This window comes from Rhizomonospora bruguierae, assembly GCF_018397995.1.
GTDB classification, from domain to species: domain Bacteria; phylum Actinomycetota; class Actinomycetes; order Mycobacteriales; family Micromonosporaceae; genus Rhizomonospora; species Rhizomonospora bruguierae.
In genome coordinates, this window is sequence record NZ_BBQH01000034.1 from 1 (window position 1) to 24,564 (window position 24,564).

Genomic DNA, 24,564 nt, shown 5'->3' on the forward strand with positions numbered 1-24,564 from the left:
GGCGAGTGGGGCGCCGGCGGCGTGGGGCGCGGCCTGCGCGCCGTGCGCTGCCGCGTGGGCTCGGTGGGCGAGGGTCTCTGGCGTGGGTCTGGTCATGGCGAATCCGACCTTAGGCTCGACGATCGTGGGACTGGTCCGCTACGGGGCTGCTCGCTACGAAGATCCATTTTTGACCAACAAAAAGGCCCACCGTGCCGAATGCACGGGGGCCAGCGCACTCTCGCGGCAGCGGGAGTGCGCTCAGGTAAGTACTCGGAGCGACCAAGTCAACGACATGGGGCTAACTCTTGCGCATCTCATGCCCTGAGTCAACTTGTCCCACCTGATGGGCCCCGGACGGGGACACCGGACCGGCTGCCGGCCGGGACGCGGGCGGCGACCCGTCGCGCTGGAGCGGCACCAGCGGCGGCGGGCTGGCGGCCAGCCGCGCCTCCAGGTGCTCGGCCGGCACCGCCCCGCCGAACAGCCAGCCCTGGCCCCAGCGGCACCCGGCCCGCTCGACGGCGATCCGGTGCCGCGGCTCCGCCATCCCCTCGGCGATCACCTCCAGGCCCAGCTTGTGCCCCAGCCGGACGCCGATGTCCACCAGGGGCGCCTCGGCTCCGCCGGGGCCGGCCGCCACGTCGGCGACCAGCCGCTGGTCGATCTTGAGGATGTCCACCGGCAGCGTGCGCAACTGGCCGAGCGACGAGTAGCCGGCGCCGAAGTCGTCCAGCGCTATCCGCACCCCGGTGTCCCGCAGCGCGCGCAGCCGGCGCACCAGCTCCGCCAGGTCGGTGGCCACGGCGTGCTCGGTGACCTCCAGCACCAGCCGCTGCGGCGGTACCCGGTGCGCCCGCAGCGCGCCCGTCACCCGTTCGACGTAGTCCGCGGCGTGCAGCTCCCGCGGCGACACGTTCACCGAAACCCACACGTCGTGCCCCGCGGCCAGCCAGAGCGACAGCCGGTGGCACGCCTGGCGCAGCACCCAGGCGCCGATCGGGACGATCTGCCCGGTCTCCTCGGCGATCGGCACGAACTCCTCCGGCGACACCGCGCCCAGCTCCGGGTGGTCCCAGCGCAGCAGCGCCTCGGCGCCGACCGGGCGCACCGACGGCAACGTCACCACCGGCTGGTAGGCCAGGCGCAGCTCGCCCCGCTCGATCGCGCGGCGCAGCTCGTGCTCGATCGTGCTGCGGCGGCGCAGCAGCCGGTCGTACGCGACGTCGTACGGCTCCACCCGGGACTTGCCGCGCTGCTTCGCGTACCGCAGCGCCAGGTCGGTGTTGCGCAGCAGGGTGGGCACGTCCGGGGCGCTCGCGCCGCTGGCCAGGCCGATGCTCACCGACAGGAACAGGGAGGATCCGCCCAGCTCGTACGGCTGGCCGAGCACCCCGAGCAGCCGCTCGGCGACCCGCCGCGCCTCGGCCGGGTCGGCGGGCATGAACACCGCGAACTCGTCCCCGCCGAGGCGGGCCGGCACGTCGTCCGGGCGCAGGCTCGCGCGCAGCCGCCGGCCCACCTCGACCAGCACCGCGTCGCCCACGTCGTGGCCGCGCATGTCGTTGACGTTCTTGAACCCGTCCAGGTCCAGGCCGAGCAGCACGCACGGCGGGCCGCCGACCGTGGCGTACATGGCGCGCAGCAGGCCGCGCCGGTTCGCCAGGCCGGTCAGCGGGTCGGTGTGCGCCAGCTCACGGAAGTGCGCCTCGCGCTCGGCCAGCCGCTGCGCGTACCGGCGCACGTCGCGCAGGGCGAAGAACTGCCGGCCGGCCAGGGCCAGCCCCTCCAGCATCCCGGCCACCAGGCCCACCGCGTCGTAGTGCCCGCCGGCCATCAGGTGGTACAGCGCCGCCACCGACATGGCGAGCATCGGCAGGAACGCGTACGCCGTGCCGGCGCGGACCAGGTTCGCGTCCAGTTCGGCCGGGCGGTCCCGGGCCCGGGAGACCAGCGCCACCATCGGCAGGCCGACGCCGACCGCCACCGCGGCGCCCCCGACCAGGCCGTTGCGGCCCTCGCACAACCCGCTGGCCAGCACCCCGCCGCCGGCCGCGGTCAGCGCCACGCCGGCGCCCGCCAGGCCGGCCCAGTGGCGCGGGGCGGGGCAGCGCACGGCGCACACCACGGCCAGCCCGAACGCGAACGCGGCCAGCGCCGCGGGCAGCAGCGCCTGCGCGCTGGGCGGGGGCAGGCCGCGCTCGAACGGGAACACGTGCACCTTCAGCAGGGCCCAGCCCACGTACCAGACGGCGGCGGCGGCGACCACCGCGTCCAGCCCGTGGCGGAGGATCAGGCCGGGCGTGCCGCCGATCCCGGGCAGGCTCAGCACCCCGGCCAGCAGGAGCAGCACCGCGATCACGATGCCGGCCGAGACGCCGGTCGCGGCGGCCACCGAGTCGACGCTCGGCGGGCCCTCGGGCAGCGTCAGGGCCACCGCGACCCCACCCACGGCGGTCACCCCGGCCAGCGCCGACCCCGCCGCCAGCAGGCGGTGCCCCAGCCGCGCCGGGCCGGTGCGCCGCCGCGCCGACGCCAGCAACTGCGTCACCCCGGCCGCGGCGGTGACCGCCGTCACGGCCGCCGCCCAGGCGCTGGAGTGAGGGAGCACGGGTCCACTGTGCAGGATCACGGCCGGGCCCGGGGGGACGGGCGGTGCGATGTGTGACGATCTGGCACAACGGGCACCGGCCGTCCCGGAAGATGGACGCCGGGCGGGCGCGGGCGGCGGCCCGGTGCCGTCCGGGTGCACACTGGCAGGATGCCTGAGCTGCGGTCGAGGACCTCAACCCACGGCCGGACCATGGCCGGCGCCCGCGCGCTGTGGCGGGCCACCGGCATGACCGACGCCGATTTCGGTAAGCCCATCGTGGCCATCGCCAACAGCTACACCCAGTTCGTACCCGGCCACGTGCACCTCAAGGATCTCGGCGGGCTGGTCGCCGACGCGATCGCCGAGGCCGGCGGGGTCGGCCGGGAGTTCAACACGATCGCCGTGGACGACGGCATCGCCATGGGCCACGGCGGCATGCTGTACTCGCTGCCCAGCCGCGAACTGATCGCCGACGCGGTCGAGTACATGGTCAACGCGCACTGCGCGGACGCCCTGGTCTGCATCTCGAACTGCGACAAGATCACTCCGGGCATGCTGCTCGCCGCCCTGCGGCTCGACATCCCGACCGTGTTCGTCTCCGGCGGCCCGATGGAGGCCGGCAAGACCGTCGCGATCGAGGGCGTCGTCCACGAGAAGCTGGACCTGATCGACGCCATGATCGCCTCCTCGAACGAGGCGGTCACCGAGCAACAGTTGGACACCATCGAGCGGTCCGCCTGCCCCACCTGCGGCTCCTGCTCCGGCATGTTCACCGCCAACTCGATGAACTGCCTCACCGAGGCGATCGGCCTGGCGCTGCCCGGCAACGGCTCCACCCTCGCCACCCACGCCGCCCGCAAGGCGCTGTTCGAGCGCGCCGGCCGCCTCGTCGTGCAACTGGCCAAGCGGTACTACGACGGCGACGACGCCTCCGTGCTGCCCCGGGCGATCGCGTCCCGGCCCGCGTTCGAGAACGCCGTGGCCCTCGACGTGGCGATGGGCGGCTCCACCAACACGGTCCTGCACCTGCTGGCCGCCGCCCGCGAGGCGGACCTCGACTTCTCCGTGGCCGACATCGACGCCATCTCCCAGCGGGTGCCCTGCCTGGCAAAGGTCGCCCCGAACACGCCCAAGTACCACATGGAGGACGTGCACCGGGCCGGCGGCATCCCGGCGATCCTCGGCGAACTGGACCGCGGCGGCGCGCTGAACCGCGACGTGCACGCCGTGCACTCCCCGGACCTGGACAGCTGGCTCGCCGAGTGGGACATCCGCGGCGGCAAGGCCGGGCCGGAGGCGGTCGAGCTGTTCCACGCCGCGCCGGGCGGGGTCCGCACCACCGAGCCGTTCTCCACCGCCAACCGCTGGGCGACCCTGGACACGGACGCCGCCGGCGGCTGCATCCGCGACCTGGCGCACGCGTACTCCGCCGACGGGGGCCTGGCCATCCTGTTCGGCAACCTCGCCCCCGAGGGCGCCGTGGTCAAGACCGCCGGCGTGCCCGAGGAGTGCCTCCGGTTCCGGGGTCCGGCCCGGGTCTTCGAGTCCCAGGACCAGACGGTCGAGGCGATCCTGCGCGGCGACATCGTCCCCGGCGACGTGGTGGTGGTCCGCTACGAGGGCCCCAGGGGCGGCCCGGGGATGCAGGAGATGCTCTACCCCACCTCGTTCCTGAAGGGCCGCGGGCTGGGCCGGAGCTGCGCCCTGATCACCGACGGCCGGTTCTCCGGCGGCAGCAGCGGCCTCTCGGTCGGCCACGTCTCCCCGGAGGCGGCCAGCGGCGGGCTGATCGCCCTGGTCCGGGACGGCGACGAGATCGTCTTCGACATCCCGGCCCGCACCGTCTCGCTGAACGTCCCCGAGGACGAACTGGCCGCCCGCCGGGTCGCCCAGGAGAAGCGGGACCGCCCGTACACCCCGGAGAACCGCGACCGCCCGGTCTCCGCCGCGCTGCGCGCGTACGCCTCCATGGCCACCTCGGCCAGCGACGGCGCCTACCGCCGCGTCCCGGACTGACGGTTCCCGGGCGCCCAGCCCTCGGTGCCGGACTCGAACGAGGCGATGCGGATCGGGGCGCCCGGCGGGGGCTGCACGGTGACGGTCAGGGTGGCCACGTCGCCACGCCGGACAGCGCGGCGATCACCGCGGCCGGGTCCCGCCCGTCGGGGTCCGCGCGACCGCGCGGGCCCGGATCGTGCCGTCCGGGGCGACGACGGCGGCGAGTTTGGTGCCGCCGACGTCCACCGCGAGGACGGCACCGGTCGCGCCGCCGGTCACGCTCCGCCCGCCGGCAGGTCGTTGACGCAGCGCAGCACCGGCCGGGAGGTCAGCGCGACCGGGTCGAGGCCGACCGCCCCGGTGACCCCGAACGTCACCGACTCGCCGGGCAGCAGCGTGACCAGTGCCCGGTCCACCTCGGCGGCCGGGTCCAGCCGGTCCGGGAACAGGGTCAGGTCGCGCAGGATCGTGCGGGCGGTGACCGTTACCCGGGTACCGCCGTCCGTGGGCTCCACGGCGGCGTCGTAGGCGGCTTGCGGGTAGGCGACGTCCTTGTCCTCGGCGAAGAAGCGCAGGGCCAGCCGCTCCTCCCCGGCGTCAGCGACCAGCAGTTCGGCGCGGGGGTCCCCGGCGGTGCCTACCTCGGCGGGCAGCGGCACCACCCGGGCCGACCGGGGCTCCACGGCCAGGTCCACGGCGGTCTTGGCGAGCGGCTCGCCGGCGAGCGAGACCCGCGTGACGGTGACCGGGTCGCGCCAGGCGGTGCCGGCCTCGTTGACGGCGACCAGCGCGAGCCCGGCGCCGTGCGGCTGGATGGTGAGCAGCCGGTCCGCGTAGAGCCGGCGCAGCGCATACCACAGCGGCTTGCGCCGCCCGTCACCGTCCACGGCGGACCATGAGGTGACCGGCCAGCAGTCGTTGAGCTGCCAGACGATCGTGCCCATGCACACGGGTTGCTGCGCCCGGTACCGCTCCACCGCCAGCTCGATCGCCCGCGCCTGGTTGAGCTGGGTCAGGTAGTGCCAGTCGTCGAAGTCGCGGGGCGGGGGCAGGTGCCCGTCCAGGCCCCGCTGGAGCTTGGCGTCGCCGTCCACCGCCTTCTGGTGGTGGCGCATGCCCGGCGAGTCCACCGCCAACGGGTCATCCGACAGGGCCCGGCGCAGCGTCGCGTACGCCGGCGGCGCCTGGTACCCGAATTCGGCGACGAAGCGCGGCGAGTACCCGGCGTACCTCGTGTAGTCGTCGGTGTTCCACACATCCCAGATGTGCATGGTGCCGTGCGCCGGGTCGTTCGGGTGGATGTCGCGGCTGCCCGAGTACGGGCTGCCCGGCCAGTACGGGCGGGTCGGGTCCAGTTCCGCGACGATCGCCGGCAGCAGCTCGAAGTAGTACCCGGCGCCCCAGGTCCGGTCCCCGAGTTGCTCGCGCCAGCCCCAGTCCTCGCGGCCCCAGATGTTCTCGTTGTTGCCGGTCCAGGTGACCAGGCTCGGGTGGCTGGCCAGGCGCACCACCTGCTCGCGCGCCTCGGCCGCCACCTCGGTGGCCAACGGCTCCTCCTCCGGGTAGGCCGCGCAGGCGAACAGGAAGTCCTGGCCGACCAGCAGCCCCAGCTCGTCGGCCAGGTCGTAGAAGTCCTCGGACTCGTACCGCCCGCCGCCCCAGATCCGCAGGTAGTTCACGTTCGCGGCGCGGGCCTGGGCGAACCGGCCGGCCAGCCGCTCGCGGGTGATCCGGGTGACGAACACGTCGTCCGGGATCCAGTTCACCCCGCGGACGAAGACCGGCACGTCGTTGACGACCAGCGTGTACGGGGTGCCGTGCGGGTCCGGGGTGGTGTCCAGCCGGACGGTGCGGAAGCCGATCCGACGGGACCAGGTGTCGCCCCCGCCCAGGGTGACCGTCAGGTCGTAGAGCGGCTGGTCGCCGTAGCCGCGCGGCCACCAGCGCCGCACGCCCGGCACGGTCAGCGCCAGCACGGCGGCGGTCTCGCCGGGCGCGATCGTGGCCACGGCCCGCACCCCGGCCACCTCGGCGGCGACCGGCAGTGGCCCGTCGGCGGCGCGCTCCACCCGGACGTGCACCTCGACCCGCCCGTCGGCGCCATCGACCCCGACCAGCGGGCGCACCTCGGCCAGCCGGGCACCGGACCACGCGTGCAGCCCGATCTGCTGCCAGATGCCGGCGGTCACCAGGGTGGGTCCCCAGTCCCAGCCGAAGTTGCAGGCCATCTTGCGGATGAAGTTGAACGGCTCCCGGTACGCGGCGGGCCGGTCGCCCAGCTCCTCCGCCAGCCGCTGCGTGTACCGGTACGCCGAGTCGAAGCGCACCCGCAGGTCGTTCGCGCCGGGGCGGAGCAGGGCGGCCACGTCGAACCGGTACCCGCGGTGCATGTTCGCGGTGTGACCGACCTCGGTGCCGTTCAGCGCGACCGTGGCGACCGTGTCCAGGCCGGCGCAGACCAGGTCCACCCGGTCGTCGCCGGCCGGCTGCCAGTCGAACGTGGTCTCGTAGACCCAGTCGGTGCGGCCGATCCAGCCCAGCCCGACCTCGTTGTCGTCCAGGAACGGGTCCGGGATGCGGCCGGCGGCCAGCAGGTCGGTGTGCACGCAGCCCGGCACCGTCGCCGCCACCCGGCCCACGGACGCCGCGGCCGGCAACTGCGCGCCGAGCGCCGGGGCCACCGTCCAGCCGTCGTGCAGGGGGCGGTACGAACTCATGCTGGCTCCACGGTTACTGAACCGGATAAGTACGGCCAACCGTACGGCCGGCCCGAATGGGTGTCAATGGAGTAGCGGAAGCGGCCGGTTGGCGTAACGTAAACGGTTCGGCGGGCCGCCCCGCACACTTAACCGCGCAAGCGCCGCGGGCCGAACGGCGGAGCGCGCGGGGGCCGTCCGGCGCCAGGTAGCGTGATGAGCCGTCCGCGCAGCCCACGTGCGGGGCACGTGGCCGCGGCCAGAGAGGAGTCCCGGTGAAGCGCCCCACGATCGCCGACATCGCCCGGCGCGCCGGCGTCTCCAAGGGCGCCGTCTCGTACGCGCTCAACGGGCAGCCCGGCGTCTCCGAGGCGACCCGGCGGCGGATCCTGGACATCGCCGAGGAGATCGGCTGGAACCCGAACAGCGCCGCCCGCGCGCTCTCCGGCGCCAACGCCAAGGCGGTCGGCCTGGCCCTGTGCCGGCCCGCGCGCACCCTGGGCATCGAGCCCTTCTACATGGAGCTGATCAGCGGGGTGGAGGCCGAACTGGCGGACCGCTCCTACGCGCTGACCCTCCAGTTCGTCGCCGACCAGGCGGCCGAGGTGGCCGTGTACCGCCGCTGGTGGGGCGAGCGCCGGGTGGACGGCGTGTTCCTGTGCGACCTGCGGGTGGACGACCGCCGGGTGCCCGCCCTGGAGGAGATGGAACTGCCCGCCGTGGTGATCGGCGGCCCGACCGGCGTGGGCCGGCTGGCCAGCGTCTGGTCGGACGAGGCCGCGGCGCTCGCCGAGACCGTGGAGTACCTGACCGCGCTCGGTCACCGCCGCATCGCCCGGGTCGGTGGCCTGCCCGGCCTGCTGCACACCGAGCAGCGCGGCGAGGCGTTCACCGCCGTCTGCCGCGGCCTCGGGCTGGCGGACGCGGTCACCGTGCCGTCCGACTACACGGGCGAGGAGGGTTCCCGGGTCACCCGCCGGCTGCTCAGCGCCGGGGCGAACCGCCCGACCGCGGTGATCTACGACAACGATGTGATGGCCATCGCCGGCCTCGCGGTGGCGCAGGAGATGGGGCTGTCCGTCCCCGGGGACCTGTCGATCGTCGCCTGGGACGACTCGCCGCTGTGCCAACTCGTCCACCCGCCGCTGACCGCGCTCAGCCGGGACATCCCCGCGTACGGGGCGAACGCCGCCCGCCAGTTGCTGGCCGCCATCGCCGGCGAGCAGATCACCAGCTACCAGGACGAGACGCCACACCTCACGCCGCGGGGCAGCACCGCGCCACCGGCCACCGCCCGGGGCGCCGCCTAGCCAGGGAGCCGCTCCAGGGGTGCTCAGCGGCGCATGGTCCCCCCGCCGCGCTGGGTAGGATGCCGGGGTAACCGCGACTGGCGCAGCAAAAGGTGGAACCGACCACCGGGGAGCGACCTCAGACGCGGCACCGCGCGCCTGGGTGCCCGCGCCGACCCGTAGGAGCGCGCCCATGCACGTACCGCCGATCCCGACGCTCACCGCCGCCGACCCGCAGATCGCCGATCTGATCGAGCGGGAGAGCCAGCGCCAGCACGACAAGCTGCGCATGATCGCCTCGGAGAACTACGTCTCCGCCGCCGTGCTGGAGGCCACCGGCACGGTGCTGACCAACAAGTACTCCGAGGGGTACGCCGGCAAGCGGTACTACGAGGGCCAGCAGCTCATCGACCCGATCGAGACGCTGGCCATCGAGCGCGCCAAGGCCCTGTTCGGCGTCGAGCACGCCAACGTCCAGCCGTACTCCGGCTCCCCCGCCAACCTCGCCATCTACCTGGCCTTCCTGGAGCCGGGTGACACGGTGATGGGCATGGCCCTGCCGATGGGCGGCCACCTGACCCACGGCTGGTCCGTCTCGGCCACCGGCAAGTGGTTCCGCTCGGTCCGGTACAACGTCTCCCGGGAGACCGGGCTGATCGACTTCGACGAGGTCCGCGACCTGGCCCGGCGCGAGCGGCCCAAGGTGATCTTCTGCGGCGGGACGGCGATCCCCCGCACCATCGACTTCCCCGCCTTCGCCGAGATCGCCCGGGAGGTCGGCGCCGTCCTGGCGGCCGACATCGCGCACATCGCCGGCCTCATCGCGGGCGGCGCCCACCCGTCCCCGGTCGGCCACGCCGACGTCATCTCGACCACCACGCACAAGACCCTGCGCGGGCCCCGGGGCGCCATGCTGATGTGCACCGCCGAGCACGCCAAGGCGATCGACAAGGCGGTCTTCCCCGGCCTGCAGGGCGGCCCGCACAACCACACCACCGCCGGCATCGCCGTGGCCCTGCGCGAGGCGTCCACCCCGGAGTTCGGCGCGTACGCCCACCAGATCGTGGCCAACGCGCGGGCCCTCGCGGCGGCGCTGATCGAGCGCGGCTTCGACCTCATCTCCGGCGGCACCGACAACCACCTCATCCTCGCCGACCTGAGCAGCAAGGGCATCGGCGGCAAGCCCGCCGCCCAGGCGCTGGACCGCGCCGGCATGGAACTGAACTACAACACCGTCCCGTACGACACCCGCAAGCCGTTCGACCCGTCCGGCATCCGGCTGGGTACCGCGGCGCTGACCACCCGGGGGCTGACCGAGCAGCACATGCCCCAGGTCGCCGCGTGGATGGACGACGCGGTGTCGGCGGCCCGCAAGGAGGACGAGGCCGCCCTGGAGCGGATCGCCGGCGAGGTTCGCGACCTGCTGGCCGCCTTCCCCTCTCCCGGCTGGGCCGCCACCGCCTGACGGCGTACCCGGCCCCGCCCGCCGCGACCGTCCACGGGTCGCGGCGGGCGGGGCCGCCGCGTCAGCGCAGGACCAGCAGGTCGAGGTAGTCCATCGCGGGGCGGGTGTCGGGTCCGGCCGCGGCGGCGCGGAGGCGGGCCAACCCCGCCCGGTACTCGCCGTCGGCCAGCAGGCGCAGCGGCGTGTGCGCGGAGCGGTTCAGGGTGGCCGCCAACTCCATGACGCGGGGCGCGGGCTGGCCGACGGGTTCGAGACAGACCCGGCGGTAGCCGGCGGTGGCGAACGCCGCCTCGACGGCGGAGACCGCCGGGTAGCGCTCGTCGATCACGCGGCCGGCCTCGGGGAAGTACCGGAACAGCGCGATCCGGTGCCAGCGGCCGGGAAAGGTGCCGCGGATCAGCACCGGGGCGCCCGGGGTGAGCACCCGGCGCAGTTCGCGGGCGGCGGCGGCCAGGTCCGCGATGTGGTGGACCACCGTGGACAGCCAGCCCGCCCCGGCGACCCCGGCGGCGAGCGGCAGGGCGGTGGCGGTGCCGGCGCACCAGTGCACGCCGGGCGAGCGGGTGGCCAGGCGCAGCATCTGCGACGACGGCTCCACCGCCAGGACCCGGGTGCCGTACCAGCCGGCGAACGCGTCGGCGAAGACACCCGTGCCCGCGCCAACGTCGAGCAGGGTGCCGCGGCCGGACAGGTAGGGCTGCACCGCGACCCGCCAGCCGGCCAGGCCGGAGCGCGTGAGCCCGCGCTGCGAGACGAAGCCGCGCGCGGCCGCCGCGTCGTACTCCATCATGGCCATGCAGGCAGCGTTCCAAACGCCGGGCGTTACGGCCAGCGTGCGTTCGGTTACAGGGACGGGGTGCGGTGCTCCTCGAGGTACGCCTCGATGTGCTCGGCGGGGGCCGGCCGGCCGAGCAGGTACCCCTGGCCGTACCGGCAGCCGGCGCCGACGACGAGGTCGCGGTGGGCCGCCGACTCCAGCCCCTCGGCGACGATCTCCACGCCGAGGCGGCGGCCGAGACCCACCACCACGTCGACCATGGAGGTCGCGGCGCCCTGCCGGCCCGCGGGGTCGACGAACAGCGCGCTGTCGACCTTGAGCACGTCCACGGGCAGGCGGCGCAGGTGGGCCAGGGACGCCTGGCCGGCGCCGAAGCCGTCCAGCGCGGTACGCACGCCGAGGGCGCGCAGGCCGGCGAGCTGGGTGACGGCGTTCGGCAGGTCGGCGCCGACCTGGGACTCGGCGATCTCGACGAGCAGCCGCTCCGGCGGGGTCGCGTGGGCGGCCAGCACGCGGGCGACCGAGCCGACGAAGCCGGGGTCGGCGAGCTGGCGGACGGAGACGTTCACCGCCAGCCAGACGTCCCGCTCGTCGCGCAGCCAGCGGGACATCTGCCGGCAGGCGGTGCGCAGCACCCAGTCGCCGACCTCGCCGACGACGCCGAGCTGCTCGGCGACCGGGATGACCTCCGCCGGCAGGATCGTGCCGAGCACCGGGTTGCGCCACCGCAGCAGCGCCTCCAGCCCGACCGGCCGGCCGTCGGTCAGGTCCACGATCGGCTGGTAGACCAGGTCCAGCTCGCCCCGGCCGGCGGCACCGGGCAGCTCCCGCTCCAGGTCCAGCCGGCGGACCAGCTGCTCCTCCAGGGACTCGTCGTACCACTCGACGCGGTCCCGCCCGAGCTGGCGGGCGCGCCGGCGGGCCAGGTCGGCGCGGGAGAGCACGTCGTCCACGCTGTCGTCGGCGCCCAGGTCGGCCAGGCCGATGCTGGTGTGCAGGTGCACGGTCGCGCCGGGCAGCTCGTACGGGCGGGTCAGCTCGGCGAGCAGCCGGGTGCCGAGCGCGTACGCGGGGACCGGCCCCTCGGCGGTGACCATCCCGAACTGGTCCCCGGAGAGGCGGGCGACCAGGTCGTCCTGGCCGGCGACCGCCCGGAGCCGGACCGCCACCTCGATCAGTACGGCGTCGCCCACGTCCCGGCCGCGCAGGTCGTTCACGCCGGTCATGCCGTGCAGGTCGATCACGAGCAGGGCCCCGCTCGGCCCCGGCCCCCCGCGACCGAGCCGGGCGGCGACGGTGCGGGTCAGCTCGCGCCGGTTCGCCAGCCCGGTGAGCTGGTCGGTGAAGGTGAGCTGGTGCAGGGTGCGTTCCAGGTGCTTGCGCTCGCCGACGTCCCGCAGGTGGATCACCAGCGCGCCCACCTCGGGGGTGGCCCGCTGGTCGCTGACCGTGGACTCGGTGTCCCGCCACCGCCCGAACCCGTCCCGCAGCCGCGCCTCCACCAGCGTGGACCGGCCGGGCCCGTCCTCCCGGCTGCCGGGCAGGTTGCGCAGCGACCGCGCGACGCCGGCCGCGTCCTGCGGGTGCAGCAGGTTCGCGAAGGGGTGGCCGAGCACGTCCTGGTCGGAGAGGCCGAACTGGCGGGCGGCGGCCGGCGACTGCCATCGGACGATCAGCTCCTCGTCGAGGACCATCGTCACGTCCTTGGCGCCGGAGACCAGCGCCCGGAAGTGCGCCTCCTGGGTGACCAGGCGCGCGGCGTAGCGGCGCACGTCCACGACGGCGAGCGCCTCGCGGGTGACCATCGCGGACGAGACGCCGATCGCCAGCAGGATCGACGTGTGGTCGAACTCACCGCCGGTGAGCAGGTGGTACCCGGCGGCCAGCACCGCCATCCCGAGCGGGAGGGCGAGCACCGGGTACCCGGCGAAGGCGCCGTCGGCCTCGGTCGGCGACAGCGCGGGCGGCCTGGCCTCGACCCGCTGGGCGCCGGCCCAGACCAGCAGCGGCCCGGCCACGATCGGCGCCGCGGGCAGCAGCAGGGCCGGCTCGGGCGCCCCGTAGGCGATCATGGCCACGGTCCCGGCGAGCCCGAGCACGGCCAGTTCGGCACCGCTGGCGCAGAGCAGGGCGGCCCTACGCTGCCGGGCGGAGCGCAGCCCGTTGAGCGCGACGGCCGGCGTGGCGACCGTGACGGCCAGCGCCGCGAGCAGCGCCGCCGGCGGGATCGGCCCGCCGGCGGGCAGTAGCACGTACGCCACGAACGAGAGGCTGACGCCCACGCTCAGCCCGTCCAGCGCGCGGCGCAGGCGGACCTGCGGGCCGAACGACATGCCGGGCAGCATGAACAGCCCGAACGTGTACACCGCGACCGCCACGACCAGGCCGAACGCGCCCCCGAGCGCGCGCATCGACGCGGACCACAGGGGCAGCGACCCGGTGGTCAGCGCGGTGAGGATCACCGCGATCCCGAGGAAGCCGGCCCCCCGGCAGGGCCCGAAGCTGCGGGTGGCGCGGTGGATGGACAGCGCGTGCCGGATCAGCCGGAACGCCGGGCCGGCGGCCGCCAGGACCACCGCGACGGCGATCGTGACCAGCGGCGGCAGCAGCCCGACGGCGCCGCCGCCGAGCACCGCGCCGGCCAGCACCCCGGCGCCGGCGAGCAGCAGGATGGACCGGCCGGAGCGGGCGGGCCGCCCGGGCCGGTGCCGGGACGAGAACGCCATGGACATCTGCTGGCGATCCTCTACAGGGGGCGACAACGGGGGGTGGTGCGGGGGCGCCGCCGGAAACGGCACCACCTACCAACGGTCAACGGGCGCCGGCCGTTCGGGTTACGCCCGGCGGTCGAACAAAGATCACAATGCGACGGGTGGCAGGATGGCCGGATGAGCGCCCCCGACCCGTCCCCCCGCACGCCGACGCACGGGCTGCGCTTCCGCCCGCACGGCGCGCTGGCCGTCGCGGCCCTGGTCGCGGCGCTCGGGGGGCTACCGCTGATCAGCACCGCCTGGTACACGGCGCCGGTGCTGCTGGTCCCGCTGGCCGTGGTGGTGTGGGTGCTGCGCTCGGGCACCGTCGCGGACGCGACCGGCCTGCGGGTCCGGGCGCTGCTCGGCGAGCGGTTCGTGCCGTGGACCGAGGTGGAGGAACTCGCGGTGGAGCGCCGGCGCCGCGTCGTGGCGGTCCTGCACGGGCACCGTTCCGTGTGGCTGAGCGCGGTGCGGCCCGCGCACCTCCCGGCGATCATCGCCGTCGCCGGTGGCACACCGCCACCCGCGCCGCCGTCCCCCGAGCAGCCGCCCCCCGCACAAACGCCCCCCGCACACACACCCCCGGCGCAAACGCCCTCAGTAGCCGTCGACCACCCGGTTGACTAGCGGCTCGCCGGCCAGGTAGCGGCGTAGCTGGTCGACGACCAGCCGGTAGGCGCGGGGCAGCAGCCCGTGCACCGCGCCGCCCGTGTGCGGGGTGATGAACACGTTCGGCATCGCCCACAGCGGATGGTCGGCGGGCAGCGGCTCCGGATCGGTCACGTCCAGGGCGGCGGCGATCCGCCCGGTGGCCAGTTCGGCGGTGAGCGCGGCGGTGTCCGCGACCGGCCCCCGGGCCGCGTTGACCAGCAGCGCGCCGTCCGGCAGCCGGGCCAGGAACTCCGCGTCCACCATGCCCCGCGTGGCATCCGTGTGCGGGACCACGAGGACCGCCACGTCCGCCTGCGGCAGCAGGGCCGGCAGCTCGGCCACGCCGTGCACCCCCTCCGCGGGGCGGGGCCGCCGGGCCACCAGGGTCAGCTCGACCTCGAACGGCCGCAGCCGCGCGGCGATCGCCGCCCCGATCGAGCCCGCACCGATGATCAGCACCCGCTTGCCGGCCAGCTCGTCGGTGGGCGCGTACTCCCGGTTCGACCAGCGTCGCTGCGCCTGCGCGCGGGCGAACGCCGGGAACTGGCGCAGCACGCCCAGGACGGCGCCCACCACCCACTCGGCGGTCGGCGCGTCGTGCACCCCGCGCGCGTCGCACAGCGTCACCTCGCCGGCCAGCCGCCCGACCCACGCGTCCGCGCCGGCGCTGAGCAACTGGACCACCCGCAGCGCCGGCATCTTGGCGGCCAGCCCGACGGAGTCCGCCTGGGCCAGGAACGGCGGCACCCAGAACCCCACCTCGCCCGGGTCACCCGGCGGGGTGGCATCGCCACTGGGGAAGACCCGCAGGACGACACCGTCCGGCGGCGTTCCGATCATGGCCAGGCCCTGCTCGTGCGGGATCCACATCTCCACGCCGTCCGACACTAGCCGGGCGGCATTCCGGCGGGGACGGCGCCACCGGCGACAGCGGCTACCCTGGGCCGGTGAGCTTCCCGTACCGCATGGCCCTGGCCGCCGCGCTGGCCGCGACGCTCGCGGCGACCGCGTCGTGCAGCTTCGGGCCGCCCAGCGCGGACCGGGCCGGCCAGCCGCCCACGTTCCCCACCCCGACCGCCACGCCGAGCGGGGTCAACGAGGCCGCCGCCGCGATCACCACGGTCCTCGCCAAGCGGCTGAAGGTTCCGTGGGGGGTGGCGTTCCTGCCGGACGGCGGCGCCCTGGTGACCGAGCGCGACACCGGCCGGATCCTCCAGGTCGGCCCCGGCGGCGGGGTGGACGGGCTGAAGGTCGCCGAGGTGCAGACCATCGCGGAGGCGGACAGCCGCGGCGAGGGCGGCCTGCTCGGGATCGCCGTCTCGCCCGACTACGCCACCGACAAGACCGTCTTCGTCTACTACTCCACGGCGCGGGACAACCGGATCGCCAAGCTGACCCTGGGCGGCGCCCCGAAGCCGATCGTCACCGGTATCCCGCTCGCCGGCATCCACAACGGCGGCCGGCTCGCCTTCGGCCCGGACGGGTACCTGTACGCGACCACGGGCGACGCGTCCCGGCGCGAACTGGCGCAGGACAAGCGCAGCCTGGCCGGCAAGATCCTGCGGATGACCCCGGACGGCAAGCCCGCGCCGGGGAACCCGTTCCCGCGCTCGTTGATCTGGTCCTACGGGCACCGCAACGTGCAGGGCATCGCGTGGGACGAGGGCAAGCGGATGTACGCGACCGAGTTCGGCCAGGACACCTGGGACGAGATCAACCGGATCGAGCCGGGGAAGAACTACGGCTGGCCGACCGTGGAGGGCAAGGGCGACGACCCGAAGTTCACCGACCCGATGGTGGTCTGGGCCCCGAAGGAGGCGTCCTGCGCCGGCGCGGCGGTGGTCGCGCAGACGCTGGTCGCGGCGTGCCTGCGCGGCGAGCGGCTGTACCTGATGTCGCTGACCGGCCGGGGCGCCCTGTTCGGGGCGCCGCAGCCGGTGCTGACCGGCGACTACGGGCGGCTGCGCACCGCCGTCGCGGCGCCGGACGGCTCGCTGTGGGTCACCACCTCGAACCGGGACCAGAACGGCAAGCCGGGCCCGGACGACGACCGCATCCTGCGGATCGTGCTGCCCGGCGGTGGCGGCGCCGGAAAGAGCTGACGTGCGCCGACTCGCCGCGTCCGGGGTCGCCCTCGCGCTGCTCGGCACCGCCGCGTGCGGCACCGGACGGCCCGGCCCCACACCGACCACCCTGCCCGTCACCGGGCCGACCACCACCGCGCCGGCACCCGCGACGAGCGCCGCCCGCCCCGCACCCGGCCCGCCGAGCGTGATCGCCACCGGGCTGGAGGTGCCGTGGGAGGTCGCCTTCCTGCCGGACGGGGCGGCGCTGGTCACCGAGCGGGACAGCGGGCGCATCCTGCGGGTCGAGGCGCCGGCCGGCGGCGGGCAGGCGCGGGTCAGCGAGGTGCGGCGGATCCGCCCATCGGTGCACCGGGGCGAGGGCGGGCTGATGGGGCTGGCCGTCTCACCCGGCTACGCCACCGACAAAACGATCTTCATCTACTACACGACCGGCGACGACAACCGCATCGCCCGGCTGACCCTGGGCGGCGAACCGCAGCCGATCGTCACCGGCATCCCGGCCGCGGCCAACCACAACGGCGGGCGGCTGGCGTTCGGCCCGGACGGGTACCTGTACGCGAGCACCGGCGACGCCGCCGACCGGGCCCGCGCGCAGGAGCCGGGCAACCTCGGCGGCAAGATCCTGCGGATGACCCCGGACGGCAGGCCCGCGCCGGGCAACCCGTTCGGCACGCTGGTCTGGTCGTACGGGCACCGCAACGTGCAGGGCCTCGCCTGGGACCGGGCCGGCCACCTGTACGCGACCGAGTTCGGCCAGAACACCTGGGACGAGATCAACCTGATCGAGCGGGGTGGGAACTACGGCTGGCCCGCGGTCGAGGGGCGCGCCGGCAACCCCCGGTACATGGACCCGGTGGCGCAGTGGCACACCGGCGAGGCGTCCTGCTCCGGCGCGGCGGTCGTCGGCGACGTGCTGGTCGCGGCGTGCCTGCGGGGCGAGCGGCTCTGGGCGATGGACCTCAAGCCCGGCGGCGGGCTCGCCGGCCAACCCCGCGCCCTGCTGCACGGCGACTACGGCCGGCTCCGCGCCGCGGTGGTCGCCCCGGACGGCGCGCTGTGGGTCACCACCTCGAACCGGGACGGCCGGGGCAGCCCGAGCGCCGCGGACGACCGGATTATCCGGGTCACCGACGTCGGTTGATTTCGCCCAACGCCCGGTGCATGCCCCGATCAGTGCCGCCGTGGTTTCGCCAACCCGCAACCAGGAAAGGTCATGATTAACCATGGCCGAATCGGACCAGACCCCCACCGACCCGACCCCCAACCCCCGACGCCGACCCACCGCCGCCCGCGCGGCCGCGGTGGCACGGCGCGCGGCCGGTAGAGCCGGCCGGGTGGCGGGGCGCGTGGCGAGCGCGATCGCCCACCCCGGGCGGGCACGGCGGCACCCGGTGCTGTGGCGCGCCGCCACCGTCCTCGCCGTCCTCGCGGTCGGGGTCGGCGGCGCGGTCCTCGGCATCCTGCTCTTCGGCCGGACCGGCGTCGACGTGGGGCCGTTCCACGCCGAGATGCGGCTCTCCCCGTCCGCCTCCGGCGGCAGCCAGGTCAACATCCCGCCGCTCGGCGCCCTGCACCTGGCCACCCACGCCGGCCCCGCCCACTTGAGCATCACCCTCGACTCCCTCGACCAGCGCCGGACCGAGGAACTGATCACCGACCCGAACGCGATCACCCGGGCCAGCCAGACCGCCGTCTCCGACGTGACGAACGGGGTGATCCGCCTCAGCCTGCGCACGCTGGCCGTGGCCGTGCTGACCGGGCTCCTGCTCGCCGCACTGATCTTCCGGCGGGTGCGGCTGGTGGCCTGGTCGGGCACGGTCGCGCTGGCCACCACGGCGGCGAGCCTGGGCATCGCCGCGGGCACGTTCCGGGTCGGCGCCATCGAGGAGCCGCGGTACACGGGCCTGCTGGTCAACGCCCCCGCCGTGGTCGGCGACGCGCGCCGCATCGCCGACCGGTACGACCAGTACGCGGCGCAGTTGCAGTCGATCGTCGGCAACGTCAGCCGCCTCTACACCACGGTCTCGACGCTGCCGGTGTACCAGCCCAACTCCGAAACCACCCGGGTGCTGCACGTCTCGGACCTGCACCTGAACCCGACCGCGTGGTCGCTAATCCGGACCGTGGTGGAGCAGTTCGACATCGACGTGGTGATCGACACGGGTGACATCAACGACTGGGGCAGCGAACCGGAGGCGTCGTTCGTCGACACGATCGCGCTGCTCCGGGTGCCGTACGTGTACATCCGCGGCAACCACGACTCGTACCTGACCGAGCGGGCGGTGGCCCGGCAGCGCAACGCGATCGTCCTGGACAACTCGATCCGCACCGTCGCGGGACTCACCATCGCGGGCATCGGCGACCCCCGGTTCACCCCGGACAAGCAGGAGTCGCCGCCCGGCTCCGGCAGCCTTCCCGGCACCATCGACAGCGTCCTGAACTCGGGTCGGCAACTCGCCGACACGATCCACGCCTCCGGCCGCCAGGTGGACATCGCCCTGGTGCACGACCCGGCGTCGGCGGGGGCACTGGCCGGCGTCTGCCCGCTGGTACTCGCCGGGCACCTGCACAACCGCACGGTCAGCGAACTCGACCCGCCGCCCGGCAGCCTACCGGGAACGAAGCCGACCCGGCTGCTCGTGGAGGGCTCCACCGGCGGGGCGGGGCTGCGCGGGCTGGAGGGCGAGCAGCCCACCCCGCTGGCGATGTCGGTGCTGTACTTCGACCGCCTGCACGCCCTACAGGCGTACGACGACATCACCGTCGGCGGGACCGGCCAGTCCCAGGTCGAGCTGAAGCGCCACCTGGTCGGCGAGCCCCAGCCGGCGGGGACAGCGACACAGGCGCCGCCGCCCGCGCAGTCCCCGCCGCCGACCCCGACCCGCTAGCGGGACGCTACTGGACGCCCAGCCGCGACAGGATCAGCTCGCGGACCGCCTTCGCGTCCGCCTGCCCGCGGGTGGTCTTCATGACCGCCCCGACCAGCACCCCCGCCGCCGCCACCTTGCCCTCGCGGATCTTGGCGGCCACGTCCGGGTTGGCGGCGATCGCCTCGTCCACGGCCGCGCCCAGCGCGCCGGTGTCCGACACGACCTCCAGGCCGCGCGCCGCCATCACCTCGGACGGCGTGCCCTCGCCGGCCAGGACGCCCTCGAGCACCGTCCGGGCGAGCTTGTCGTTGAGCCGCCCGGCGTCGACCAGCGACTGCAACTCGGCCACGTCCGCCGGCGTGGCGCCGACCGTCGACAGGTCGACCCCGGCCTCGTTCGCGCGCCGGGCCAGCTCGCCCAGCCACCACTTGCGGGCGCCCTCCGGCGACGAACCCGCCGCCACCGTACGCTCGATCAGCTCGACCGCGCCGGCGTTGAGCACCGCCTGCATGTCCAGGTCGGACAGCCCCCACGCCTGCTGGAGCCGGGCGCGGTGCACCCGCGGCAACTCCGGCAGTTCGGTCTTCAGCCGGGCCACCCACTCCGGGTCCGGCGCCAGCGGCACCAGGTCCGGCTCCGGGAAGTACCGGTAGTCCGTGGCCGTCTCCTTGGACCGCCCCGGCCGGGTGTCCCCGGTCTCCTCGTGAAAGTGGCGGGTCTCCTGCACGATCCGCTCGCCGGCGTCCAGCACCGCGGCCTGGCGCAGCATCTCCGCCCGGACCGCCCGCTCCACCGACCGCAGCGAGTTGACGTTCTTGGTCTCGGTGCGGGTGCCCCACTGGTCGCCCGGCCGGTTCAGCGACGTGTTCACGTCGCAGCGCAGCGAGCCCTGCTCCATCCGTACGTCCGAGACGCCGAGCACCCGGATCACGTCCCGCAGTTCGGTCACGTACGCGCGGGCCACCGCGGGCGCGTCCGCGCCGGTACCCGGGATCGGCCTCGTCACGATCTCCACCAGCGGGATGCCGGCCCGGTTGTAGTCCACAAGCGACTCGGTGGCGCCGTGGATCCGGCCGGTCGCGCCACCCACGTGCAGCGTCTTGCCGGTGTCCTCCTCCAGGTGCACCCGCTCGATGTCGATCCGCACCGGGCGCCCGTCCACCTCGACGTCCAGGTAGCCGTCCGTGCACAGCGGCTCGTCGTACTGGCTGGTCTGGAAATTCTTCGGCATGTCCGGGTAGAAGTAGTTCTTCCGGGCGAACCGGCACCAGGACGCGATCGTGCAGTTCAGGGCGAGCCCGATCCGGATCGTCGCCTCGATCGCGGCGGCGTTGGCCACCGGCAGCGAGCCGGGCAGCCCCAGGCACACCGGGCAGACCTGGGTGTTCGGCTCGGCGCCGAACCCGGTCGGGCAGCCGCAGAACATCTTCGTCCGGGTACCCAGTTCGACGTGCGTCTCCAGGCCGATCACCGGCTCGAACCGGGCGGTCACGTCCTCGTACGGAGGCAGCGTGATGGTCATCGTCGCTCCTGACTGTTTGGGCGCTTGACGGCTACCCGCCCACAAAACATCAATCTCATTGACGCCGCCGGTAGCTATGTGAACGGGAGCATCAGCCGTGGAGTCCTGCCATTCAAGGAAGGACGGCACAGACCGCAGCCTCTCGAGCGATATCAACTCGGCCAAGCGTTCGAAGTAGTTTTCAACGGGCCGCCCGATACGCGTTCCAATCTTCGCGAGTGGAACCTTGGGATCGTGAATTCGTTCCACGTCGCAGGCGCGGACAGGTACGCCCAGCTCCGGATCACGCCAACGCACGCCGAGCGCCCGGCGAAGGGCCTCCCCGTCAGCCAGAACCCAGGACTCGGTCTCCCTGACGGGAATGACCATGACCAGTTTCTCCGGTCGCGGCCCCCATCCCGCCACGAGCGGTTCGACCCATTCTCGCTCGCACCGGGCGCGATTAGCTCCCTGATCCCGATGCACAAACACCACGGAAAAACTACCGCGGTTTCTGTCCACCAGCCGAAGTATTTCATCCCGCGAAGGCGGCCCTGACCTGTGCCGAACCACCGTGACATCCGGAATCTCGATGGCATCCAGAAACGCGGTAGCGCACAGGTCGTCGAGCGCGCGCCCCAGCAGCCTGGGCAACAGCCGATCGTCGGTGGCGCCTTCCGAGATGAGGGCGGATGTCAAGTATCGCATCAGACGCCCAGCGCCTCGCTGACCTCGAAGTCCGCTATCTCCGCCGGACTGACCACCGCGCCGACGTCCAAGCCCGGGCCGGTCTGCTCCATGGCGGAGACACCTCGCACCCGCGTAACGCGGCTCTTCGGCGAGCCCGGCGTCACCTTGGCGGCCGTGTCCACAAAGACCACATCTCTGCGCAGCCCGGTGCCGTCCGCCGAGCGGAGGGCACGCAATATTGCCGGGGAATGGCTGCTGAGGATGAGCTGGTTCAGAGAGGACCGATCGTCGGTAAGCCGCCGCTCAAGTGAACGGTCCACGAGTGTACGCAGATGCCGCACGAATTGCGCCAGGCGTTCGGGATAGATTCCGTTCTCGGACTCTTCAAAGCAGATCAACCCGGGCCCTCTGGGGTCATATAGAGCCGCAAGCAACGCGATGGCCCTAAGCGTGCCGTCTGACGCGACGCGGGCCGAGAACGGGGCCTCGTCGCGCGCGACGACCTGAACTTGGCGCTGGCGGCGTGCCTCATCCTCGTCGAGGCCGACCCCAACGACTTCAGGAATGACCGCCGCGAGGTCTGCGGACAGGTCGTTCAGGACACCGTCCGGCCGGTCAGCGCTGCCGGTCTCCTGGGCTATCCGTCGAAGAGCGTTTGCCAGATGAGCGCCGTTTGCGCCGAGTACATCGGGGTCGTCGTAGGAGTCGGCGGCGCGCAGCGCCGTGGGGTCCAGATGCAGCAGCTTCCACGACCGGAACTCGGCTCTGAGGGCATACAATAGAGGGAACTCATTCGCCGTGGTGAGACTCGAAAGAACGGTAGCGGTCGCCTCGCTGGCGGGCAGTTCCCGAGGACGGCCCTGCGCACCCTTCTGTTGCCTGATCACGAACTTTGGTCGCGCCGGATCGCTCGTATCCGTCTCAAGGAGATCGGATGTGCGCGAACTGTAGACAGCCAGTCCCGGAGCGAATGTGGCGATCCATGTGTCTTCGCTGCGCCTGATCGGTCTGACTGACTCCCGGACGACGTACGGCCGCAGACCGCGCGACTCCCGCAACTCGATCGACACTTCATATCTCAGCCGCGAATGGCCGACAGGCGCCGTATCACCGAAGGCGTCGGTAACACTGCGATCAAGCAGGACCTCCGCGGCGAAGGTCATGCACGTCGCTCTGCCGCCGTCGCTGTAACGATGAAATAGCTCCGTAACCTCGCCCCGCGCGTGCTGAGCGGCTTCTAGCAGCGACCCGTCAGCCAGCAGACGGAGAAACTGCAGCGCGTCGAACAGGTTGGACTTACCGGCCGCGTTGCGTCCGAGCACGACAAGAAAGGGGGGCACGTCCAGAGCGAAGTCTCGAAACGTCTTAAACCCATCTATCTCTATTCTCGTCAGCATTAGCTCTCCCCTGCCCTCCAGTCGCCATCACAGCGCCGGCGGGGTGAGCGTGCCGACGGCGGACTCCAGCGCCGCGGCCACCCGGTACATCCGGTCGTCGGCCATGGTCGGCGCCATGATCTGGAAGCCGACCGGCAGCCCGTCCGACAGGCCGCACGGGACCGAGATGGCCGGGCCCCCGTACAGGTTCGTCGGGATCGTGAACAGGTCGGCGAGGTACATCTGGTACGGGTCGGAGGTGCGCGAGCCGAACGGGAACGCCACGAACGGCGTGGTCGGCGACACCAGCACGTCGACCCGCTCGAACGCGGCGGTGAAGTCCCGCGTGATCAGCGTGCGGACCTTCTGCGCCTGCCCGTAGTAGGCGTCGTAGTAGCCGGACGACAGCGCGTACGTGCCGATGATGATGCGCCGCTTGACCTCCGGGCCGAAGCCCGCCTCCCGGGTCAGCGACATGACCTCCTCCAGCGAACGCTGGCCGTCGTCGCCCACCCGCAGGCCGTACCGCACCCCGTCGAAGCGGGCCAGGTTCGACGAGCACTCGCTCGGCGCGATCAGGTAGTACGCCGGCAGCGCGTACTCGAAGTGCGGGCAGGACACCTCGACCACCTCGGCGCCCAGCTTGGTCAGGCGCTCCAGCGCCTCGCCGAAGGCGGCCATCACCCCCGGCTCCGCCCCCTCACCGGAGAACTGACTCACCAGGCCCAGCCGCACGCCGGACAGGTCGCCCGTGGCGCCCCGGCGGGCCGCGGCCACCACCTCCGGCACCGGCTGCGGGATCGACGTGGAGTCGCGCCGGTCGTGCCCGCCGATCACGGCGTGCAGCAGCGCCGCATCCACCACCGTGCGGGCGCACGGGCCCGGCGTGTCCAGCGACGACGAGAACGCGATCAGCCCGTACCGGGACGTGCCGCCGTAGGTGGGCTTCGCCCCCACCGTGCCGGTGACCGCGCCCGGCTGGCGGATCGAGCCGCCGGTGTCCGAGCCGATCGCCAGCGGCGCCTCGTACGCGGCCAGGGCGGCCGCGCTGCCGCCGCCCGAGCCACCCGGGATGCGTCCCAGGTCCCACGGGTTGCGGGTCGGCCCGTAGGCCGAGTACTCCGTCGACGAGCCCATCGCGAACTCGTCCATGTTCGTCTTGCCGACGATCACCGTGCCGGCCGCCCGCAGCCGCTGCACGATCGTCGAGTCGTACGGCGGGCGCCAGCCCTCCAGGATCTTCGAGCCGGCGGTGGTCGGCACGCCCCGGGTGGTCAGCACGTCCTTCACCGCGACCGGGACGCCCGCCAGCGGGCCCAGCTCCTCGCCGGCGGCGCGGGCGCGGTCCACCCGCTCCGCGGCGGCCAGCGCGCCGGCCTCGTCCACGTGCAGGAACGCCGCCACCTGGCCGTCCACCTCGGCGATCCGGTCCAGGTGGGCGCGGGTCGCCTCGACCGCGGACGCCTCGCCCCGGGCGATCGCCCCGGCCAGGTCCGCGGCGCTCAGCCTGATCAGGTCGGTCATGGCTCAGGCCTCCTCGTCCAGGATCCGCGGTACCCGGAACCGGTCCTCCGCGGCGTCCGGCGCACCGGCCAGGACCTCCTCGCGGGGCAGGCACGGCTCCGCCACGTCGTCGCGCAGCACGTTGGTCAGCGGGACCGAGTGCGACGTGGGCGGGATGTCCCCCGCGGTCACCTCGCCGACCCGGGCCACCGCCTGGAGGATCACGTCCAGCTGGCCGGCGAACGTGTCCAGCTCCGCCTCGGTGACGGCGAGCCGCGACAGGCGCGCCAGGTGCGCGACCTCCTCGCGGGAGATGGCGGCCATGGGTAACTCTC

The 24,564-nt window shown here is 73.8% G+C and carries 17 protein-coding genes and 1 riboswitch; of the genes, 7 read left to right on the top strand and 10 right to left on the bottom strand.

Annotated elements, in window-relative coordinates:
* Window positions 1-280: 280 nt before the first annotated feature.
* Entirely contained in the window at window positions 281-2,590 is a 2,310-nt protein-coding gene (locus tag KJS59_RS18500; RefSeq protein WP_213454179.1) for a putative bifunctional diguanylate cyclase/phosphodiesterase, read from the bottom strand.
* A gap of 150 nt (window positions 2,591-2,740) precedes the next feature.
* Here KJS59_RS18500 and ilvD point away from each other — a divergent pair, with 150 nt between their 5' ends.
* Complete coding sequence (gene ilvD, locus KJS59_RS18505; RefSeq protein ID WP_213454180.1) at window positions 2,741-4,588, top strand: dihydroxy-acid dehydratase; 1,848 nt, start codon at window positions 2,741-2,743, stop codon at window positions 4,586-4,588.
* A 123-nt stretch (window positions 4,589-4,711) separates the two neighbouring features.
* Here the strand turns inward: ilvD and KJS59_RS18510 are convergent, their stop codons facing one another.
* Together KJS59_RS18510 and KJS59_RS18515 are read right to left on the bottom strand one after the other, a co-directional pair.
* On the bottom strand, window positions 4,712-4,849 hold the full coding sequence (locus KJS59_RS18510; RefSeq protein WP_213454181.1) for a hypothetical protein: 138 nt from the start codon (window positions 4,847-4,849) through the stop codon (window positions 4,712-4,714).
* A complete protein-coding gene (locus KJS59_RS18515) occupies window positions 4,846-7,287 on the bottom strand; it encodes a glycoside hydrolase family 2 protein (protein WP_213454182.1) in 2,442 nt (813 codons plus the stop codon). Before KJS59_RS18515 ends, KJS59_RS18510 begins: the two co-directional genes overlap by 4 nt.
* Window positions 7,288-7,541: 254 nt before the next feature.
* On the opposite strand from KJS59_RS18515, the gene KJS59_RS18520 reads away from it, so the two are divergent.
* Both KJS59_RS18520 and KJS59_RS18525 read left to right on the top strand, forming a co-directional pair.
* Window positions 7,542-8,576, top strand: coding sequence for a LacI family DNA-binding transcriptional regulator (locus KJS59_RS18520; RefSeq protein WP_213454183.1), 1,035 nt, complete (start codon window positions 7,542-7,544; stop codon window positions 8,574-8,576).
* 63 nt (window positions 8,577-8,639) lie between these two features.
* A riboswitch (ZMP/ZTP riboswitch) is annotated at window positions 8,640-8,727 on the top strand.
* 21 nt (window positions 8,728-8,748) lie between these two features.
* Window positions 8,749-10,020: a serine hydroxymethyltransferase gene (locus KJS59_RS18525; RefSeq protein ID WP_213454184.1), complete on the top strand. Its 1,272-nt coding sequence runs from the start codon at window positions 8,749-8,751 to the stop codon at window positions 10,018-10,020.
* A 61-nt stretch (window positions 10,021-10,081) separates the two neighbouring features.
* Here KJS59_RS18525 and KJS59_RS18530 read toward each other — a convergent pair whose 3' ends face one another.
* Together KJS59_RS18530 and KJS59_RS18535 are read right to left on the bottom strand one after the other, a co-directional pair.
* Window positions 10,082-10,816 carry a class I SAM-dependent methyltransferase gene (locus KJS59_RS18530; protein WP_213454185.1) on the bottom strand — a complete coding sequence of 245 codons (735 nt, stop codon included), beginning with the start codon at window positions 10,814-10,816 and terminating at the stop codon, window positions 10,082-10,084.
* A 47-nt stretch (window positions 10,817-10,863) separates the two neighbouring features.
* Window positions 10,864-13,530: a putative bifunctional diguanylate cyclase/phosphodiesterase gene (locus tag KJS59_RS18535; RefSeq protein WP_249714403.1), complete on the bottom strand. Its 2,667-nt coding sequence runs from the start codon at window positions 13,528-13,530 to the stop codon at window positions 10,864-10,866.
* Window positions 13,531-13,686: 156 nt separating this feature from the next.
* Between KJS59_RS18535 and KJS59_RS18540 the strand changes: the two genes are divergently transcribed.
* Entirely contained in the window at window positions 13,687-14,178 is a 492-nt protein-coding gene (locus KJS59_RS18540) for a PH domain-containing protein (RefSeq protein ID WP_213454186.1), read from the top strand.
* Here the strand turns inward: KJS59_RS18540 and KJS59_RS18545 are convergent.
* Complete coding sequence (locus tag KJS59_RS18545; RefSeq protein ID WP_213454187.1) at window positions 14,149-15,078, bottom strand: 2-hydroxyacid dehydrogenase; 930 nt, start codon at window positions 15,076-15,078, stop codon at window positions 14,149-14,151. The two genes, KJS59_RS18540 and KJS59_RS18545, sit on opposite strands and share 30 nt — an antisense overlap.
* 89 nt (window positions 15,079-15,167) lie before the next feature.
* Here KJS59_RS18545 and KJS59_RS18550 point away from each other — a divergent pair, with 89 nt between their 5' ends.
* From KJS59_RS18550 to KJS59_RS18560, 3 genes are all read left to right on the top strand, one after another.
* The gene (locus KJS59_RS18550; protein ID WP_213454238.1) at window positions 15,168-16,304 is read left to right on the top strand and encodes a PQQ-dependent sugar dehydrogenase; all 1,137 of its coding nucleotides are present in this window, start codon (window positions 15,168-15,170) and stop codon (window positions 16,302-16,304) included.
* A 1-nt stretch (window position 16,305) separates the two neighbouring features.
* On the top strand, window positions 16,306-17,430 hold the full coding sequence (locus KJS59_RS18555) for a PQQ-dependent sugar dehydrogenase (RefSeq protein WP_249714405.1): 1,125 nt from the start codon (window positions 16,306-16,308) through the stop codon (window positions 17,428-17,430).
* 82 nt (window positions 17,431-17,512) lie between these two features.
* A complete protein-coding gene (locus KJS59_RS18560; RefSeq protein ID WP_213454189.1) occupies window positions 17,513-19,177 on the top strand; it encodes a metallophosphoesterase family protein in 1,665 nt (554 codons plus the stop codon).
* A 7-nt stretch (window positions 19,178-19,184) separates the two neighbouring features.
* On the opposite strand, the gene gatB is transcribed toward KJS59_RS18560, so the two are convergent.
* The 4 genes from gatB to gatC form a co-directional block, all read right to left on the bottom strand.
* Window positions 19,185-20,681 carry an Asp-tRNA(Asn)/Glu-tRNA(Gln) amidotransferase subunit GatB gene (gene gatB, locus KJS59_RS18565; protein WP_249714407.1) on the bottom strand — a complete coding sequence of 499 codons (1,497 nt, stop codon included), beginning with the start codon at window positions 20,679-20,681 and terminating at the stop codon, window positions 19,185-19,187.
* Window positions 20,682-21,367: 686 nt separating this feature from the next.
* Entirely contained in the window at window positions 21,368-22,747 is a 1,380-nt protein-coding gene (locus tag KJS59_RS18570; protein WP_213454191.1) for an AAA family ATPase, read from the bottom strand.
* Between the two features lie 27 nt (window positions 22,748-22,774).
* Window positions 22,775-24,250 carry an Asp-tRNA(Asn)/Glu-tRNA(Gln) amidotransferase subunit GatA gene (gene gatA, locus KJS59_RS18575; protein WP_213454192.1) on the bottom strand — a complete coding sequence of 492 codons (1,476 nt, stop codon included), beginning with the start codon at window positions 24,248-24,250 and terminating at the stop codon, window positions 22,775-22,777.
* Window positions 24,251-24,253: 3 nt separating this feature from the next.
* Window positions 24,254-24,553: an Asp-tRNA(Asn)/Glu-tRNA(Gln) amidotransferase subunit GatC gene (gene gatC / locus KJS59_RS18580; protein ID WP_213454193.1), complete on the bottom strand. Its 300-nt coding sequence runs from the start codon at window positions 24,551-24,553 to the stop codon at window positions 24,254-24,256.
* Between the last annotated feature and the right edge of the window lie 11 nt (window positions 24,554-24,564).